Origin of the sequence: Sneathiella sp., assembly GCF_047631475.1 — a bacterium.
In the GTDB taxonomy this organism is placed as follows: domain Bacteria; phylum Pseudomonadota; class Alphaproteobacteria; order Sneathiellales; family Sneathiellaceae; genus Sneathiella.
In genome coordinates this window covers 80,488-98,289 of record NZ_JBLHZT010000005.1, presented here as the reverse complement: position 1 = coordinate 98,289, position 17,802 = coordinate 80,488, and the positions used below count along the sequence as shown (strand labels likewise).

The following is a 17,802-nucleotide window of genomic DNA, read 5'->3' as shown; positions in this document are numbered from 1 at the left end:
TCATTGTCCAAACATCTCCCTTGGGTTGAACTTTAATCTAGTATCCCGCCAACGTTCATATTTATCAATTGGCAATCGATACGGCTGACATTGTAAGACGGCTCGAATAGCGCTTTCAGCAGCAATTCTTTCAAAATTGTCGCCAAATGACGTGTTCCCAACCAATTCCGGTCGTCCCTGGACCGAACCATCCTGATTAAGCGTAATACGCAACTCAACAATTAGCTCTTCCGCCCGCACACTTCCTGTTGGTGGACTCCAACATCTTTGAACCTGCTGTTTGAACGCATCTTTTTCACTTAAACTTAAAGGCAATGACCTGTCTGCGGCCCGATCGGACGCAGCAGCAACCCTTTCAGCAGATTTGGACTTTTTTGTGTCCGACGTTTCATCAGTTCGTTTCGCCTGTTCTTTTTTCTTCTTGTCCAGCAAGGCAGAAATCTGACTAAGATCAAACTTCTTCTTTGGTTCCTCTTTTGGTTCCGGTTTTTTCTGAACAACCTTCTTTTCTGGCCGTGGTTTAATCTTTGGCTTCGGAATGGCCTTCGGTTTTTCAACCTTTTTGACCTCTTCTTTTTTTGGCTCGGGTTTAGGTTCCGGCTTCGGCTCTGGCTCTGGCTCAGGCTCAGGCTTCGGCGCTGGCTCCGGATCAGGTTCCGGCGTTGGCGCTGGCTCAGGTTCGGGGGCAGGCTCAGGCTCAGGCTCAGGTTTTGGCTCGGGTTTAGGCTCCGGTTTGGGCTCCGGTTTGGGCTCCGGTTTTGGCTCTGGTTTTGGCGGCTCTTTCGGTTCAGGCTCTTTTTCTTCTGGTGCCGGCTGATCTTTTGGCAAATTCGTGATATCGGCAATATCGACGATTTCGACCTGAATGACCTTTGGCTGGTCCAAAAGTTCGGGATCCTGAAACAAAGGCAAGCCTGTATACATGAGCAACAAAATAAGCCCGTGCAAACCAGCAGATATGACCGTTGATACTTTCATCAAAGAAGACCGGCCTATTCTTTTTTCTCAGTCTTGGCTTTCGCCTTGTCAGCTGAGCTACTCGATACCATCGCGACTTTAGTAAAGCCAGCGTCATGGATTTCACCCATCACTTGCAGAACCCGGCCATAATTAACGTTCTTATCGCCCCGAACAAAGATCCGTTGGTCTGCCTTCGCACCAACAACAGCCTGTAGCTTAGGCACTAGATTAACCAACTCAATTTCCAGATCTTCCAGATACAAACGACCTTCCACATCAACGCTGATAACCAGCGGCTCATCATTTCCCTGAACCGTTGAAGACTTTGTTTCAGGTAAATCCAGCGGCACACCAACAGTCAGCAATGGGGCCGTCACCATAAAGACGATCAGCAACACCAACATCACATCGACAAAAGGCGTCACATTGATTTCGGACATTGCCTTAAGTCGGCGTTTCCGGCCCTGTCCTGTAAAAGCATCGTAATGATTGGTGTCCATACCCTTATCCTTGATCCAACTGACGAGACAGGATGGCAGAAAACTCACCAGCAAACCCCTCAAGTCGGGTTACGATGCGCTGTAAATCATTGGAAAACTTGTTATATGCGACAACCGCAGGGATCGCGGCAACCAGTCCCAGCGCCGTTGCGAAAAGGGCTTCGGCGATACCAGGCGCCACGACAGCAAGACTGGTGTCCTTTGTAGCTGCAATCGCCTGGAAACTATTCATAATGCCCCAAACCGTCCCAAACAAACCAATGAAAGTCGCGGTCGAGCCCACTGTTGCCAGAAAGCCGAGATATTTCTCCAGACGTTCCACTTCACGGTCAATGGCAACACGCATCACTTGATGAATACGCGCCTGCAGGCCGGTATGACTGTTCTTATCCAGTCCTTTTTCTGTCGACCGCAACCATTCCCGCATTGCTGTTGAAAAAAGCATTGCAAGCGGGTTATCTGGGCTGTTGCCTACACGTCGATAAAGGTCTTCCAGATTCCCGCCCGACCAGAAGTCATTTTCAAACTCGTCGGAGTCTGCGGTGACACGGCGATATTTCAGGATCTTGTCAATAATGATTGCCCAACTCCAAAAAGAAGCCAGGATCAAAACAATCATAACAATTTGAACAACAATATCGGCCCTCAGGAACAGGCCGAGCATAGACAAATCATGAGAGACACCGCCCAAAGACTGGGCAGCTACAAGCGCGTCATTTTCCATTATTTCTTCATGGCTCCTGAAAAATCAGTGATTGATAGGAATTTATCCCTTATTTGCGGCGAAAAGCGGGCAGGTTTTCCGTTCTTATGTAAACAGGCCACCCGAACGGTGCTTTTTACCAAAAGATTGTCGCCTCGATAGACATCCTGTTTCATCCGCAAGGTTGCCCCTTTCAATTCGAAAAGGTGCGTGCGCACATCAAGCGCGTCATCCATACGGGCTGGGCTCAGATACTCAACCTGGCACTCTCGTACAACGAAATTCACACTTTCTGTGATCATCAGCTGTTGCTGATTAATACCGATACCGCGGAGCAAATCTGTCCTCGCCCGCTCGGTAAATTTTAAATAATTAGCGTAATAAACAATCCCGCCAGCATCCGTATCTTCCCAAAAAACCTGCACCGGAAAATGATGCAAAGGGCCCTGCTCACCGGAAAAGTCAATCCTACCGATCATTGCCGGATCACTGCTCACGGGGCGGCTCCTCAATCAGGTCCAGTTGCGAGGCCAATTGTTTGGGAAAGCTAAAGCCCAGATGATCAAAAGCCGCTTTTGTCAATAAACGCCCACGAGGGGTTCTTTGCAGAAACCCCTGTTGAATAAGGTACGGTTCAATAATGTCTTCAATCGCATCACGAGGCTCGGACAAAGCTGCTGATAAGGTCTCCACACCGACAGGTCCCCCCCCAAAATCCTGGGCGATACGGGTCAGGTAACGTCGGTCCATTGCATCCAGTCCGCGCTTATCCACTTCCAGACGGTTCAATGCCGCATCCGCCTGCTCGGCAGAGATCACATCAACACCAGCCACAGATGCAAAATCCCGAACACGCCGCAACAGCCGTCCAGCAACACGCGGTGTGCCGCGGCTTCGATTGGCAATTTCCTGCGCGCCTTCATCACTGAGTTTGACGCCAAGGACGCGCGCACCACGGGCAACGATCAGCTGTAACTCAGCTGGTTCGTAAAAATTCATCCGAAGCGGAATACCAAAGCGTTCGCGAAGAGGGGTTGTGATCAGGCCGGAGCGGGTTGTCGCCCCAACCAGCGTAAATGGGGGCAAATCAATTCTGACGGATCGGGCGGCAGGGCCCTCCCCAATAATCAGATCAAGATGAAAGTCTTCCATCGCCGGATACAGAATTTCTTCAACCGCCGGATTCAATCTGTGAATTTCATCGATAAACAGAACGTCATTTTCTTCGAGGTTTGTCAGCAATGCCGCCAAATCCCCGGCCTTACTGATTACCGGCCCGGCTGTTGCCCTGAAATTAACACCCAGTTCCCGCGCAACGATTTGTGAGAGCGTTGTTTTCCCAAGCCCCGGAGGCCCAAAAAACATTACATGGTCAAGAGCATCTCCGCGCGCTTTTGCAGCCTGAATAAAAACGCTAAGATTTTCCCGGACTTGTTTTTGACCAATGAAATCGCCTAAAACCTGCGGCCGAAATTGTTGCTCATAATCATCCGATCCTGATTTTGTTGCACCGATTAAACGATCATCGGTCATGCAGCCAGCTCCTTCAAGCCTTCGGTGATCAGGGCTTCAACCGTTGCATCTTCGCCAAGGCGCCGTCCCGCCGCAGCAACTGCACCGAATGCATCTGCCCGACCATATCCAAGATTGACAAGTGCAGAAATAGCATCATTTGCGGCGACCACTGTTGTTGTCTGGCCAGCTGGTTTCGACTTGGTAATTGCATCATTTGCTGAAAAGGCAGCTGGACCGAGGTTCATTTTCGCCACTTTGTCTTTTAGCTCAGTGACAATCCTGCCCGCTACTTTTGGTCCAACGCCACTCACTCGGGTCAAGGCGGTCTTATCGGCAGCCGCCACAATTTGGGTCAACTCATCACTTCCGAACAAAGACAAAATTCCCAAGGCAACTTTCGCGCCAACGCCTTGGACTGTCTGTAATAGTCCAAACCAGCTTTTCTCTCCTATACCCTGAAAACCATACAGGTGGATATGATCTTCGCGAACGTGGGTTTCAATGTGAAGAGAAACTGTCCCGCCGATCTCAGGAAGGGCGCGCAATGTGCGTCCAGAGCAAAATGCCAAATACCCCACACCGCCTACATCCAGAATGATCCAGTCCTCGCCGGTGCTATCCAGTATTCCGGTTAATTTTGCAATCATACCTTACCCCCGGCCATGGTTATCGCTTTCCCCAGATGCCGACGGCTTCCCGCATAATGAGCATGACAAATAGCAACGGCCAATGCATCTGCAGCATGCTCATTGGCAATTTTACAGCCCGGTAACAGCATACTGACCATCGCATGAATTTGTTCTTTCCCTGCGTGACCCGCGCCAACAACTGATTTCTTGATTTTATTGGGCGCATATTCTTCAACGGCCAGATTATGAAGGGCCGGAACCAGCAAAGCGATGCCCCTTGCCTGACCAAGCTTCAGCGTAGAGACTGGGTTCTTATTAACAAAGGTTTCCTCGACAGCCGCCTCTTGTGGCTGCCATTCTGCGATCACTTTTTCAATACCTTCAAAAAGCTGAACTAGCCGACCTGCAAGATCAAGGGACGCATCTGATGCAACAGCCCCGTTGGCAAGATGCCGAAGAGAGTTCCCCTCGGCTTCTATGATCCCCCAACCTGTATGTCGCAACCCAGGGTCCAGACCTAACAAACGCATTCTATAACATGACCTTTCAGCCGCTCAGGTCTCCAGCTTTTCCATGATTTCATCAGGAATATCGAAATTGGCAGACACTTTCTGCACATCATCGTTATCTTCCAGAACATCAACAAGCTTAAAGATTGAATTGGCTTTTTCTTCGGTTTCTACGGGCACACTGTTTGTTGGCTTCCAGATAATGCCGGCTTCCTGTGGCGTGCCAAATTTCTCTTCCAACGTGGCCTGAACATCATTGAAATCTTCCATTGCGCAGGTGATTTCGTGGGCTTCGTCATCACTCTCTACATTGTCAGCCCCGGCCTCTAAGGCTGCTTCAAAAACTTCATCGCCATCGATTTCTGAAGCGCTGTAAACAATCTGCCCCATATGTTCGAACATAAAAGAAACGGATCCAGTCTCTCCCAATGCACCGCCAGCCTTATTAAAGGCGGCACGAACTTCGGCTGCCGTCCGGTTTTTGTTATCGGTAAGTGTCTCGACGATCACCGCGATACCACCGGGGCCATAGCCCTCATACCGGATTTCGTCATAATTTTCGCCTTCACCACCACTCGCCGCACGCTTGATGGCACGATCGATGTTATCTTTCGGCATATTATCTGATCGGGCCGCCGCAATCGCGGTTCTCAATCTTGGGTTCATATCAGGTTCTGGCAGGCCCGACTTCGCCGCTACTGTCAATTCCCGGATATGCTTAGCAAAGATCTTGGCGCGCTTTTTATCCTGAGCGCCTTTACGATGCATGATATTTTTAAACTTGGAATGTCCCGCCATACTTCTTCTCTTAGTCATCCATGGAAAGTCATTTTCCATGTCATCAAATCACAAAAATGAACAAATCAGACAACGTAATCCGAAGCTGCTCATTTATTTTCCTGATTACTATTTAACGCAAGGGTAGACTTCACCCAAGACAAGAATGAATTTTTTGGGAAAATAATTCGAACTTCGGTCGTTTCGGAAGGTCTGGCTAGCGGATATTGGTTTTCTCAAGGGCCGTATAAAATGTCTTAAAAAACTCGACCTGTGACGCGCCTGTTTTGGCTTTCTTTTCCAAATCAGCCATAAAATCAGCCGAAACGATCGTTTTTCTGGTGAATTCATGAACCATTCTGGCACCTTCCGGCTTCGTCAGTTTATCGGAAGCCAGCAACTGCAACAACGTCAACCCAAGCTGAGTATTATCCGCCGCCCGTTTTTTGAAATTTTCCAAAACTTCTAGTTCTTTCATCAGATCGACAGACATTTGGTCCAGACGCTCAGAGAGCTTTGTATTGTAGAACTCCTGAAAATCAGATTTTGCAACCTTTGACTGCAGCTCTTGCAGGCGTGCAAGGATTGTCAGTGGCGGTATTTTACCGGACGTAAGATATTGAAAATTTTGTCCACTCTCCAATAAAGGAAGCAAATAATTGGCAATGGTTCGCTTGCTAACCGCACCAACGAGCCCCTGGCTGATCATCAGCAAGACATCCGCGCGATCCAACGGATTATCATGGCCAGCCAGCATATTTCCAATTGTTGTGCTGCCCGTCATCTTTTCGCTGCGCATCCGCAACGCTTCAACCACTTCCTGCCCGCCCACATGCTCGTCGTTCCCGATTTGGGTCCGAGACATCAACTTACTATGATAAATCGCACTTTTAAACGGATCGCCAGAAACAAATGACGCGTTGCCTTTCAAGGTTTTTTTCAGCTTTAGCGTCAACGCCATACGCGTTTCTGGCAGGAACTGATCCCGTAACAGTGCATTCACACGGACTCCGCCCGAATGCGACCCGCCTGGGAATTGCCGGGTCCCGCGAATAAGGTCAACGAGGGCGAGCATTGCTTCACCGAGATTCTCCTCCTCACCCAAAATACGCCTTAAATAGGAAGACGAAGACAAGAAATCTGCAACATGGCGGTCCAGCATTTCCAGAACACCGGGATCATCATACTTGCCAAGCCAGTTCATTATGATATCGAATTTATCATCAATCGTTTTTATGTCGCTGAGATAGCGTGCCATTGACATCAAAAACAGCTGACGCCAGTCCTCATGATCTTTAACCGCGCGCATCAGCTTAACAAGGTTATCATCTTCAATTTCTGGAACAATATCCAAAGAGTTGAAGTCTTTCAGGTTTTTAAGGACTTCATTTGTTATGCGGTAAAGTTCCAAAACACGGTCATTTACTTTCTGGCCGGTGCGCTGCACCTGAGAGATCGCGACCCGTTGAACAGCACCCTGAAGGATCTGACCAGTATCATTCAATTTCTGCAAATGTTTGCTGTGATAAAGCAATTCCAAAGGCGTAATGTGCCATTGCGCCATTGGCTTTTGAAGAAGCTGACCGATCGCGCGTCGCGCACTGGGCTGATAAATTTCAGATGCCGATTGGCAGATAGGCTCAATCAGCTCGACACCAGAATCAGTATTTGGCTTATCCCGTTCTCCATCGAAATAAACTTCTTTGTCATGGAAGACCGGATCGTTAGAATCAAACTTGACCTGCAGGACTTTGACAGAGGCTATATTTTGCCCCGACTTGAGTATCTTGGCGAAATCAATGGCAACTTCTTTTGAGTCACAGACTTTCTGTACAGTCCAGCTTCCGGACTGTTTTCCATGTACTTCAAAATGGGTTTTAGGTTCGGACAATATTATCTCCGCCGAATACTTAGTACTTTTACATCTCCTCGGAAGCTATCATTACACTCTTAACAAACTACAAACATTTGATTAACCCTCATATTAGCACAGCTGAGGCCCAATCAAAACGAAATGCGTGCTAGTCGGGCACATGCTGAAGCAAGCGGGCGCCGATGCGAACTGGTTCTATTCGTGTTGTAAAACCCGTCTTATCATCGGTTTCAATATAGATACCACAAAGTGTGCCAGGCCCCAAAGCTGGCGTAAAACGGCTGGACGGTATTTTCCGGGTAAACCGCCGGATTGGCTCTTCTTTTTCCATACCGATGACAGAATTGTAATCCCCGCACATTCCCGCGTCTGTCTGATATCCGGTTCCGCCCGGCAGAATTTGTGTATCGGCTGTCGGAACATGTGAGTGGCTTCCAACTACAGCCGAAACCCGTCCATCACAAAAATGCCCCAGAGCCATTTTTTCAGAGGTCGCCTCACCATGCACATCAATCAAAATGAAATCGTATTTTTGCGCCAGACGACCGGATTTCAAAATTTTATCAACAGCTGCAAAAGGATCGTCCAGCGGGTCCATAAAAACACGCCCCATTACCTGCACCACCAACACTGTTTTGCCAGCACGGGTTTTAAATGCTGACGCTCCCCGTCCGGGGGTTCCTTCCGGGTAGTTGATTGGACGGATAAGCCGGGCATCTTCGGACATATAGGACATGATATCCTTCTGATCGAAGCTGTGATTACCAAGAACAATACAGTCCGCCCCAGCCTCATAAAAGCCGGCGCAGATTTTTTCGGTTATACCAAATCCTGAGGCTGCATTTTCTCCATTTACAACTACAAAGTCGAGAGCCAGCTGTTTCCTCAGCGTTGGCAAATGCTCAGAGATCGCATCACGACCAGAACGACCAACAACATCACCGCAATACAACAATTTCACGTGAACTTCCTTGCTTCTTTTTCGGTAACAACCCAATCCAAGGGTTGATCAAATTTGTCTGTGGGGAGATTTTCCATCTCTTGCCCGGCATAGGCATATCCAACAGCCAGACAGTGACGGGCGTCCCGCAGCTGCGCCAATGTCCGATCGTAAAACCCACCGCCATATCCCAAACGATAGCCTGTGCGATCAAAGCCGAGCAACGGCACAACCAGGATATCCGGGATCACGATCTTTGCGGAAGGGACAGGAACAGGAATATCCATCACACCCTTTTCCAGAACATCATCCTTATGCCATTGCCTGAAAACCAGTGGCTGCGCTATCGCTTCCACGACGGGAAGCGCACAGACACATCCCGCGTCAAGCAATGGATCGACCAGAGGGGATACATCAATCTCGCTTCCGATCGGCCAATATAATGAAACGACCGCTCCTCCGTTTAGGGGAATGCTATCAAGAAAATGTCGGGCAGCAGAAATACCTAGCCTGGTGCGGTGCAACTGTTTACGCAATGCAGAGGCTGCTTTTCGAGCAGATTTTTTTTCAAGAGCGACCGTATTCAACACGTAGCCCCACTCTGGATCAGGCAAACAAAAAGGGTCAGATACCTAAGGAATTAGGGTTGCACCACCATAGCCGTCGAACGAATGAAATCTCTGTGGCCTGACAAGTCAGGTGGGAGCCGATATAATAGGACCACGGTCCAGTCAGGGATTAGCCCCCAGGATTTCGGTATTGGCCCCAGGATATCTAAGAACTAACGCACAAGGCAGTGCAACTGAAGTCTATTTAGGCAGTTTCTAACTGAAGTGCAATAGTTTCCAGTTTCTCAGCCCACTCTTCCAACTTATCTTCTGCGGTATTATCCGCACTATCTTTCAGTTTATCGATACTTTCGTAGGCCTGAGATAAATCATCAGCAATCAACAAAGAAGCCATAAGAAGCAACTGTGTTTCCGTCGCATTTGCGATTGAATTGCTCAGATCCTGGACTTTCTTGTCCACAAACTCAGCCAGATATTTAAGATGATCTTCTTCACCATCACCACAAACAATGGGGTAAGGCCGCCCATTTACCTTTACTGTCACCGAAGCCATGTCATTTACTCCAGAATTGCGCCGATATCATCTATTGTCTTGTCCAGTCGACCTGAAACTATATCCGTACGCTGCTTTAGCGCCTGATATCGCTCCGTCAAATCACTGATTTCCTTTCGAAGAGACGCATTCTCCGACCGCAAGCTTTCCAGCTCGGCATCCTGATCAGAACGTCCCCGCATATCCAGCAACCCTTGAGCGGGTTTGTCAGACAATGTTTCTGCAGCTTTTTCCAGCCTCTGAAGCGCTGCCTCAATTCTCGATTCGGTAATCTCTTCACCCCTTATTCTGGAATTCCCCTGCTGATGCAAGAAGCGTGCGACAGTTTTCCTGAAAACAATACGACCCCAGGACAACCTCCGTCAACCTCTGTTGGAAATTGGTCATTCCGCACAGAATATACAATTTTCATGTACAAAAGATGAACTAAGCGGTTGACGTGCGCGCCCATGAACGGCATCTTCGCCTCGATTCCAGAACTGGTCTGCATGGCGTTTTCTGAGGTTTGACATGCCTTTTTTTACAGGCAAAAATAGTAATATCATGCAGATTGGATACCGAAATGTGACCCGCTACGGGCGCTGGCGTCTGAGACGATTTACAGCTGTAGAACGCTTTGAATAGGGTTTTCGCTGCGAATACTGTACTTTCTGCCGGTGGATATGAATGAGTCAAATATGAACGATAGTGGCGCCAATACTTCGCCTTCTGCCTCCAAATTTATCGAAATGGCAAATGCAATTCGTGCACTTTCCATGGATGCAGTCCAACAAGCTAATTCAGGACATCCGGGCATGCCGATGGGCATGGCGGATGTTGCAACCGTCCTGTTTTCAAAATTCCTGAAATTTGATCCATCCAAGCCGAACTGGCCTGATAGAGACAGATTTGTTCTCTCGGCTGGCCACGGCTCAATGCTGCTCTATTCCCTGCTGCACCTAACAGGGTACAAGGATATGAGCCTGGAAGAGATCAAAAACTTCCGGCAACTTGGATCGAAGACAGCCGGGCATCCCGAATATGGCCACGCCGATGGTATAGAAACCACGACAGGTCCTCTTGGTCAGGGCCTGGCAACAGCGGTTGGTATGGCGCTTGCCGAAAAAATGCAGGCCGCTCGCTTCAAAGATATTGTTGACCATCATACCTATGTCATCGCGGGCGATGGCTGCCTGATGGAAGGTATCAGTCATGAAGCCGCGTCTTTCGCAGGCCATCTTGGACTGGAAAAACTGATTGTTCTTTGGGATGACAATGAAATCAGTATCGACGGAAAAACGGATCTGGCTGTATCAGACAACCAGCTAAAACGCTTTGATGCGTTGGGGTGGGATACACAAACGATTGACGGGCATGACCCAGACGCGATTGAAACAGCAATTGCCAAAGCAAAAGAGAGCAACAAACCCTCTCTTATTGCTTGTAAAACCACCATTGGATACGGCGCTCCGAACAAGCAGGGCACCTCTGGCGTGCATGGAGCGCCTTTGGGTGCAGAAGAAATTGCTCTTGCCCGAAAAGAACTGAATTGGCCGCACGCACCTTTTGAGATTCCAGCAACAATCCGGGATCGCTGGCGTGCTGTTGGCACGAAAGGGGCCCGTATCTCCTCTGCTTGGGAAAAAGCCTTCGACGCCCTCAGTACAGATGAGAAATCTGCGTTTGAAACATCGTTGTCTGGCGAGCTGCCATCCAGCCTTGATGACGCTATGCTGGCTTATAAAAAACAACTGACCGAAGATGCCCCTGGATGGGCTAGCCGGAAAGCCAGTCAGGAAGCTCTCAACATTATCAATGAACATGTTTCGACGACAATTGGGGGTTCCGCTGATCTGACCGGATCAAATCTGACAAAAACGTCTCATTTGGACCCAGTGACTCCAGAGGACTTTTCTGGCCGCTACGTCTATTACGGCGTCCGTGAATTTGGAATGTCCGCAATCATGAACGGCATGGCCCTGCATAAAGGGTTTATTCCATACGGTGGTACCTTCATGGTCTTTACAGATTATGCGCGTCCCGCAATCCGCCTTTCCGCTTTGATGGAGCAGCGCGTCATCTATGTTATGACCCACGATTCCATTGGTCTTGGTGAAGACGGCCCAACGCACCAGCCTGTTGAGCATCTCGCATCCTTGCGGGCCATGCCAAACGTGAACGTCTTCCGTCCGGCCGATGCCGTCGAAACAGCGGAATGCTGGGAAGTTGCATTGAAATCCAAAAAGACACCATCTGTTTTGTCTTTGAGCCGTCAGGGTCTTCCGCTGGTGAGAAACGATTACACGTCTGAGAATCTTTCTGCAAAAGGCGCGTATGAACTGTCTGCTGCCAATATAGATGCACAAGTGACTCTGTTGGCTACTGGCTCAGAAGTCGGCATTGCACTGGACGCACAAAAAGCCCTTGAAGCAGAAGGCATTGGCACACGAGTTGTCTCGGTTCCCTGTACCGATCTGTTTGATGCGCAGTCCCAGAGCTATCAGACGGAAACGCTGGGCCCCGGTACTGTCAAGGTTGCCATTGAAGCCGCCAGCTCATACGGTTGGTCTCGCTATATCGGTCGTGAAGGTGAGTTTGTTGGTCTCGATAGTTTTGGTGCCTCGGCCCCTGCTGGAGATTTGTACAAGCATTTCAATATTACGAGCGAAGCCGTTGTGGAAGCGGCAAAAAAACAGCTTTGATGATAACCGGGCGGGTTTTTCCGACCGTTTCTGTTTACAGGAGTGTATGACAAGATGACTGTTCGTGTTGCAATTAACGGGTTTGGACGTATTGGCCGAAACGTCCTTCGTGCAATCTATGAGTCGGGTCGCACGGATATCGAGGTCGTCGGAATCAACGATCTGGGTTCTGTTAGCTCCAATGCGCATTTGTTAAAATATGACAGTGTGCATGGCCGTTTTCCGGGAGACGTAACAGTCACCGAAGACAGCATGGATTTGGGACGCGGACCTATTCGGGTCACGTCAGAGCGCAATCCCGCCGATTTGCCTTGGGGTGAATTAAACGTTGATATCGCCTTCGAATGCACCGGTATTTTCACCCATGCAGATAAAGCAAAGGCCCATCTGGAAGCTGGCGCAAAAAAAGTGCTGATTTCAGCCCCGGGCACTGAGGTGGACCTGACCGTTGTTTATGGTGTAAACCATGACAAACTGGAAGCAGGCCATAAGATTGTTTCCAACGCGTCCTGCACAACCAACTGTCTTGCGCCTGTTGCCCAGGTCCTGAATGAAACCGTTGGTATCGCACACGGGTTCATGACAACGGTGCATGCTTATACAGGCGATCAGCCGGTTTTGGACACGTTACACGGTGATATGCGCCGGGCCCGGGCCGCTGCCATGTCAATTATTCCAACCTCTACAGGAGCCGCGAAGGCGGTTGGTCTGGTGCTTCCAGAGCTTGCAGGAAAACTTGACGGCACATCCGTTCGGGTACCTACGCCAAACGTTTCCATGATTGACCTGACTTTCGTTGCCAAACGCTCAACAACCGCCCAGGAAATTAATGAGGCTGTTCTTGAAGCGGCAAACGGACGCCTCAAGGGCATTCTGAACGCAAATGATGAACCGCTGGTATCGATTGACTTCAATCACAATCCAGCCAGCTCTTCGTTTGACCTAACCCAAACGCAAGTTATTGAAGGCACTTTCGTTCGCGTTCTAAGCTGGTATGACAATGAATGGGGTTTTTCGAACCGTATGAGCGACACGGCTCTGGTTATGGCAAATCTCGGATAATTCAAAGGATAGTGGAGTACACTCAAATGACAGCATACCAGACGCTTGATCAACTAGAGGCGAATGGAAAGACTGTTCTGGTTCGTGTGGATCTGAACGTTCCAATGAACGACGGTAAAGTATCTGATTTTACCCGTATTGACAGAGTGGCTCCAACCATCAAGGAACTCACTGAAAAGGGCGCGACGGTGGTCCTTCTCAGTCACTTTGGCCGCCCGAAAGGCCAAATTGTTCCCGACATGTCATTGGAACCGGTTGCCCATGCGATGTCGGAAAGACTAGGAATTAAGATCGGTTTCTTTAATACCTGTGTGGGCAATGAGGCGATGGATGCCATTCGCGCAACCGGCAGCGCAGGTGTCATTTTGATGGAAAATGTTCGCTTCTTTGCCGGAGAAGAGCAAAATAATGCTGATTTTGCGGCCTCCCTCGCGGCCCTTGGCGATCTGTATGTTAATGACGCCTTTTCATGTTCTCATCGGGCTCATGCATCGACTGAGGCCATTGCGCGTTTACTGCCAGCCTATGCTGGCCGAAATATGGAAGCCGAATTAACAGCCCTTTCGGCGGCTCTTGAAGTCCCGGCCCGGCCCGTAATGGCCATAGTGGGCGGTGCAAAAATCTCGACAAAACTGGACTTACTTTTTAATCTGATTGAAAAAGTCGACAATCTTGTGATTGGCGGCGGAATGGCGAATACGTTCCTGAACGCAAAAGGTGTCGATGTTGGTGCGTCTCTGTGCGAACATGATCTTGCCGACACGGCCAACGAGATCCTTGCGAAAGCTGAAGCCGTTGGGTGCGACATTATTTTGCCCGAGGATGGCGTTTTGGCAAAAGAGTTTAAAGAGCATGCAAAAAACCGGACAGCAAGCGTCCTGGAAGTCGGCTCCGAGGAAATGATCCTAGATGCGGGGCCTCAGACTGTCTCGCACATCTGCTCACGTTTGACCGATTGCAAAACCCTGATTTGGAATGGCCCGCTTGGCGCCTTCGAAATCGAACCATTTGGCACGGGAACATTTGCCATTGCGGAGGTCGCCAAACGGCAGACGCAAAATAATAAACTGGTATCTGTCGCGGGTGGTGGGGACACCGTCGCCGCCCTCTCCAAGGCGAATGTCACCGATAGCTTTACTTATATTTCAACGGCCGGCGGTGCCTTCCTAGAATGGATGGAAGGAAAAGATCTGCCTGGCGTCAAAGCGCTGATGGCGCAGTAAATTTTAAAAGGACTGGATGAATGACTGAAATCCTAATGGAAGATTTGGCCCTCCAACTGGTCGAACGCAGCAAAGGTATTCTTGCCGCGGATGAAAGTACAGGAACCATCAAAAAACGGTTTGACACGATCGGTGTTGAAAACACTGAAGAAAATCGCCGTGATTACCGGGAAATGTTATTCACGGCTAAAGGTGTTTCCGACTATATCAGTGGCGCCATCCTGTATGACGAAACATTGCGACAAAAAGCAAGTGACGGACGCTCTATCCCTCAACTTCTTGAAGAGCAAGGCATCATTCCGGGTATCAAAGTTGATATGGGAGCCAAGCCGCTGGCGTTTTCCGATGGTGAAAAAATCACCGAAGGCTTGGATGGTTTGCGGGAAAGATTGGCCGAGTATTACCAACTTGGCGCCCGTTTTGCCAAATGGCGCGCTGTTATTGAAATCAATGACGGGCTTCCCAGCACCTACTGCATTGAAACGAATGCTCATGCTTTGGCGCGGTATGCCGCCCTGTGTCAGGAAGCCAATATCGTGCCGATCGTCGAGCCAGAAGTGTTAATGGATGGATTTCATTCAATTGACGAATGTTATGCAGTGACAGAAACCGCTCTTAAATCAGTTTTTGACGAATTGTATAAGCAGCGGGTTGTACTTGAACAAATGCTACTTAAGCCGAACATGATTGTACCTGGCCTGCAATGCCCCGAGCAGGCGGAGGCAGATGAAGTCAGCGCCAAAACAATTTATTGCTTTGAACAAACCGTTCCCGCTTCAGTTCCCGGCATCGTCTTTCTGTCAGGCGGTCAATCCGAAGAGCAGGCAACAGCAAACCTCAATAAGATCAATCAATCCGGTTCGCATCCGTGGGAGCTGAGCTACTCCTTTGGGCGCGCCTTGCAAACATCTGCACTATCAACCTGGCAGGGTAAGAAAGAAAATGTAGACGCCGCTCAGGCCGCGTTTATCAAAAGATGCAAATTGACCAGCCTGGCCAGAGACGGTGAGCTTTCTGAAGAAACCAACTGATTGAGCCTTGTTGATTAGCAAGCTTTATTCGATCAGGCCTGTACTCTGTTACAGGCCTGATCTATTTTATAACAAACCAAACGGAGCAAGATCATAGAAACAATACGCCCTCGGCTATACCTGATTTCTCCGCCGACAATCGACTTGGACGACTTTGAGAATGCATTTTCAGAGGCCGCGTCCGGTGGGGATATTGCTTGTTTTCAACTTCGTTTAAAAATGGCGGACAAGGCTGAAATTGCGGCAGCAACCGAACGCCTGATGCCCATCGCAGAACGTCATGGCATTGCGTTTCTGATCAACGACAATCCAGCCCTCGCAAAGGAACTGGGAACTGATGGGGTGCATATTGGTCAGGAAGATATGCCTTATGCTGAAGCCCGCCAGATTGTTGGAGACGACATGATCGTCGGTGTTACCTGTCACGACTCACGTCATCTGGCAATGGAAGCTGCAGAACGGGGGGCTGACTATGTCGCCTTCGGGGCTTTTTATCCCACGACAACAAAAGTAGCGAAAACTGCGGCAGAACCTGAGATTCTGCAATGGTGGACCTCTCTTTGTGAAATCCCCTGTGTTGCGATTGGCGGGATAACTGTTGACAATGCGGCACCACTCATTAAAAGCGGGGCAGATTTCCTCGCAATTTCCAGTGGCGTGTGGCAGCATTCTGAAGGCCCGGCCCGCGCTGTTGAAGCATTGAACAGGATCATTGATAACAGCTCGGCAACCTGATAGGTTCCGCGCCGATATATTTTACGAACGAAATGGACGAAAACCAGTCATGAAGATTAATGGCAATGCAATTCGCCCCGGAAATGTAATTGAACATAAAGGTGGCCTCTGGGTCGCTGTCAAAATTCAACATACACAACCGGGTAAAGGAGGCGCCTATCTGCAGGTTGAACTTAAGAACCTGCGCGATGGGACCAAACTCAACGAACGTTTCCGTTCTTCAGAGACAGTGGAAAGAGCGCGGCTTGAGCAAAAAGCCCATCAGTTCCTGTTCGAAGATGGTGATTTGCTGACTTTCATGGACACCGACACTTACGAGCAGGTCTCCCTTTCAAAGGATCTGGTTGGCGACAAGGCTCAGTTTCTTCAGGACGGCATGTCCATGGAGATCGAGTTTTACGAAGATGAACCCCTTAACGTTCTGTTGCCTGAACATATCACTTTGGAAATTTCTGAAACAGAACCAACAGTGAAAGGCCAGACCGCAGCATCGTCTTACAAGCCCGCCATTCTGGAAAACGGAATGCGGATAATGGTGCCACCCTTCTGCAGTAGCGGCGAGAAAATCGTCGTGAATACAGAAACATCCGAATATGCAAAAAGAGCAGAATAGACTGCTCTTTTTTCTCCCTAATGAATTAGTAATCAGGTAACGACATGGCCCGCAAAACACCCCTTATTAACGTTATGGAAACTGCTGCCCGCAAGGCGGCTCCAAAACTCCTTCGCGATTTTAACGAAGTCGAGAATTTGCAGGTTTCCAGAAAGGGCCCTGCAGATTTTGTTAGCAATGCCGACATTGCTGCAGAAAAAACCATCCGCGAGGAACTGAGCCGGGCCCGTCCTGACTTCGGTTTCAAGATGGAAGAAGGGGGTGAAGTCCCGGCAAAAGACGGAACTCACTATTGGATCGTTGATCCTTTGGATGGAACCACAAATTTCTTGCATGGCATTCCTCACTTTGCCATCTCGATTGCCGTCATGGAAGGCAAGGAACTGATTGCTGGTGTTATTCTGGATTTGACGAAAGATGAACTCTTCTGGGCGGCAAAAGGGGAAGGTGCTTTTGTGAACGGCCATCGTCTTCGGGTTTCAGGACGCACCAGAATGGCGGACTGTGTTCTTTCGACTGGTATTCCGTTCCTCGGGCGGCCGGGTCATGAAGAATTTCTGCGAGAAGCGAACGAAATCATGGCTGTTTCGGCAGGCATTCGCCGGTTTGGGTCCGCTGCCCTTGATCTTGCCTATGTTGCCGCTGGCCGTTACGACGGCTTCTGGGAACACGGTCTGTCTTCATGGGATATGGCGGCAGGTATTGTCATCGTTCGAGAAGCAGGCGGCCTAGTAAGTCAGATCGATGGCGGCGAAAAAATGCTGGAAAAAGGCGATATTCTTGCCACTAATAGCGGCATCAACAGTCCAATGAAGGACATATTGCGTAAAGCCCGTAAAAAACGCTAGCCAGAATGTGGGGCGCGCTTTTCACTAAAAAGTTGAGCCCCGCCCTTCCCTTCGTTATTATTTGCTCAGAAACCTTTTACG

20 protein-coding genes and 1 other RNA gene are annotated in these 17,802 nt (G+C 49.3%); 7 read left to right on the top strand and 14 right to left on the bottom strand.

Annotated features, from left to right (window positions below; translation table 11 throughout):
- The 14 genes from ACJAYR_RS03490 to ACJAYR_RS03425 form a co-directional block, all read right to left on the bottom strand.
- On the bottom strand, positions 1-978 hold the full coding sequence (locus tag ACJAYR_RS03490; protein WP_415235303.1) for an energy transducer TonB: 978 nt from the start codon (positions 976-978) through the stop codon (positions 1-3).
- 14 nt (positions 979-992) lie between these two features.
- Positions 993-1,460: a protein TolR gene (tolR, locus tag ACJAYR_RS03485; protein ID WP_415235302.1), complete on the bottom strand. Its 468-nt coding sequence runs from the start codon at positions 1,458-1,460 to the stop codon at positions 993-995.
- A gap of 4 nt (positions 1,461-1,464) precedes the next feature.
- On the bottom strand, positions 1,465-2,184 hold the full coding sequence (gene tolQ / locus ACJAYR_RS03480; protein ID WP_169542974.1) for a protein TolQ: 720 nt from the start codon (positions 2,182-2,184) through the stop codon (positions 1,465-1,467).
- Positions 2,184-2,660: a tol-pal system-associated acyl-CoA thioesterase gene (gene ybgC / locus ACJAYR_RS03475; RefSeq protein WP_415235301.1), complete on the bottom strand. Its 477-nt coding sequence runs from the start codon at positions 2,658-2,660 to the stop codon at positions 2,184-2,186. The genes tolQ and ybgC overlap by 1 nt, the downstream gene beginning before the upstream one ends.
- A complete protein-coding gene (gene ruvB / locus ACJAYR_RS03470) occupies positions 2,650-3,696 on the bottom strand; it encodes a Holliday junction branch migration DNA helicase RuvB (protein ID WP_169542976.1) in 1,047 nt (348 codons plus the stop codon). Before ruvB ends, ybgC begins: the two co-directional genes overlap by 11 nt.
- Complete coding sequence (gene ruvA, locus ACJAYR_RS03465) at positions 3,693-4,325, bottom strand: Holliday junction branch migration protein RuvA (RefSeq protein ID WP_415235300.1); 633 nt, start codon at positions 4,323-4,325, stop codon at positions 3,693-3,695. Before ruvA ends, ruvB begins: the two co-directional genes overlap by 4 nt.
- Positions 4,322-4,837 carry a crossover junction endodeoxyribonuclease RuvC gene (ruvC, locus tag ACJAYR_RS03460; RefSeq protein WP_415235299.1) on the bottom strand — a complete coding sequence of 172 codons (516 nt, stop codon included), beginning with the start codon at positions 4,835-4,837 and terminating at the stop codon, positions 4,322-4,324. The genes ruvA and ruvC overlap by 4 nt, the downstream gene beginning before the upstream one ends.
- 24 nt (positions 4,838-4,861) lie before the next feature.
- Entirely contained in the window at positions 4,862-5,614 is a 753-nt protein-coding gene (locus ACJAYR_RS03455; RefSeq protein ID WP_415235298.1) for a YebC/PmpR family DNA-binding transcriptional regulator, read from the bottom strand.
- Positions 5,615-5,810: 196 nt separating this feature from the next.
- Complete coding sequence (locus ACJAYR_RS03450) at positions 5,811-7,484, bottom strand: hypothetical protein (RefSeq protein WP_415235297.1); 1,674 nt, start codon at positions 7,482-7,484, stop codon at positions 5,811-5,813.
- A gap of 130 nt (positions 7,485-7,614) precedes the next feature.
- The gene (locus ACJAYR_RS03445) at positions 7,615-8,427 is read right to left on the bottom strand and encodes a TIGR00282 family metallophosphoesterase (RefSeq protein WP_415235296.1); all 813 of its coding nucleotides are present in this window, start codon (positions 8,425-8,427) and stop codon (positions 7,615-7,617) included.
- Complete coding sequence (locus ACJAYR_RS03440; protein WP_415235295.1) at positions 8,424-8,993, bottom strand: 5-formyltetrahydrofolate cyclo-ligase; 570 nt, start codon at positions 8,991-8,993, stop codon at positions 8,424-8,426. Before ACJAYR_RS03440 ends, ACJAYR_RS03445 begins: the two co-directional genes overlap by 4 nt.
- Positions 8,994-9,050: 57 nt before the next feature.
- A non-coding RNA gene (ssrS, locus tag ACJAYR_RS03435) (6S RNA) lies at positions 9,051-9,209 on the bottom strand.
- Between the two features lie 10 nt (positions 9,210-9,219).
- Positions 9,220-9,528, bottom strand: coding sequence for a cell division protein ZapA (locus ACJAYR_RS03430; RefSeq protein ID WP_415235294.1), 309 nt, complete (start codon positions 9,526-9,528; stop codon positions 9,220-9,222).
- Between the two features lie 5 nt (positions 9,529-9,533).
- Positions 9,534-9,839 (bottom strand): DUF4164 family protein, encoded by a 306-nt coding sequence (locus ACJAYR_RS03425; RefSeq protein WP_415235337.1) that lies wholly within the window; start codon positions 9,837-9,839, stop codon positions 9,534-9,536.
- A gap of 366 nt (positions 9,840-10,205) precedes the next feature.
- Here ACJAYR_RS03425 and tkt point away from each other — a divergent pair, with 366 nt between their 5' ends.
- From tkt to ACJAYR_RS03390, 7 genes are all read left to right on the top strand, one after another.
- Positions 10,206-12,209, top strand: a complete 2,004-nt coding sequence (gene tkt, locus ACJAYR_RS03420; protein ID WP_415235293.1) for a transketolase — start codon at positions 10,206-10,208, stop codon at positions 12,207-12,209.
- Positions 12,210-12,263: 54 nt separating this feature from the next.
- Positions 12,264-13,271 carry a type I glyceraldehyde-3-phosphate dehydrogenase gene (gene gap / locus ACJAYR_RS03415; RefSeq protein WP_415235292.1) on the top strand — a complete coding sequence of 336 codons (1,008 nt, stop codon included), beginning with the start codon at positions 12,264-12,266 and terminating at the stop codon, positions 13,269-13,271.
- Positions 13,272-13,297: 26 nt separating this feature from the next.
- Positions 13,298-14,494: a phosphoglycerate kinase gene (locus tag ACJAYR_RS03410; RefSeq protein ID WP_415235291.1), complete on the top strand. Its 1,197-nt coding sequence runs from the start codon at positions 13,298-13,300 to the stop codon at positions 14,492-14,494.
- Positions 14,495-14,514: 20 nt separating this feature from the next.
- Positions 14,515-15,525 (top strand): class I fructose-bisphosphate aldolase, encoded by a 1,011-nt coding sequence (locus ACJAYR_RS03405; RefSeq protein ID WP_415235290.1) that lies wholly within the window; start codon positions 14,515-14,517, stop codon positions 15,523-15,525.
- Between the two features lie 90 nt (positions 15,526-15,615).
- Complete coding sequence (gene thiE, locus ACJAYR_RS03400) at positions 15,616-16,260, top strand: thiamine phosphate synthase (protein WP_415235336.1); 645 nt, start codon at positions 15,616-15,618, stop codon at positions 16,258-16,260.
- 49 nt (positions 16,261-16,309) lie between these two features.
- A complete protein-coding gene (gene efp, locus ACJAYR_RS03395; protein WP_169542988.1) occupies positions 16,310-16,873 on the top strand; it encodes an elongation factor P in 564 nt (187 codons plus the stop codon).
- A gap of 44 nt (positions 16,874-16,917) precedes the next feature.
- Positions 16,918-17,721: an inositol monophosphatase family protein gene (locus ACJAYR_RS03390; RefSeq protein ID WP_169542989.1), complete on the top strand. Its 804-nt coding sequence runs from the start codon at positions 16,918-16,920 to the stop codon at positions 17,719-17,721.
- Positions 17,722-17,802: the final 81 nt, after the last annotated feature.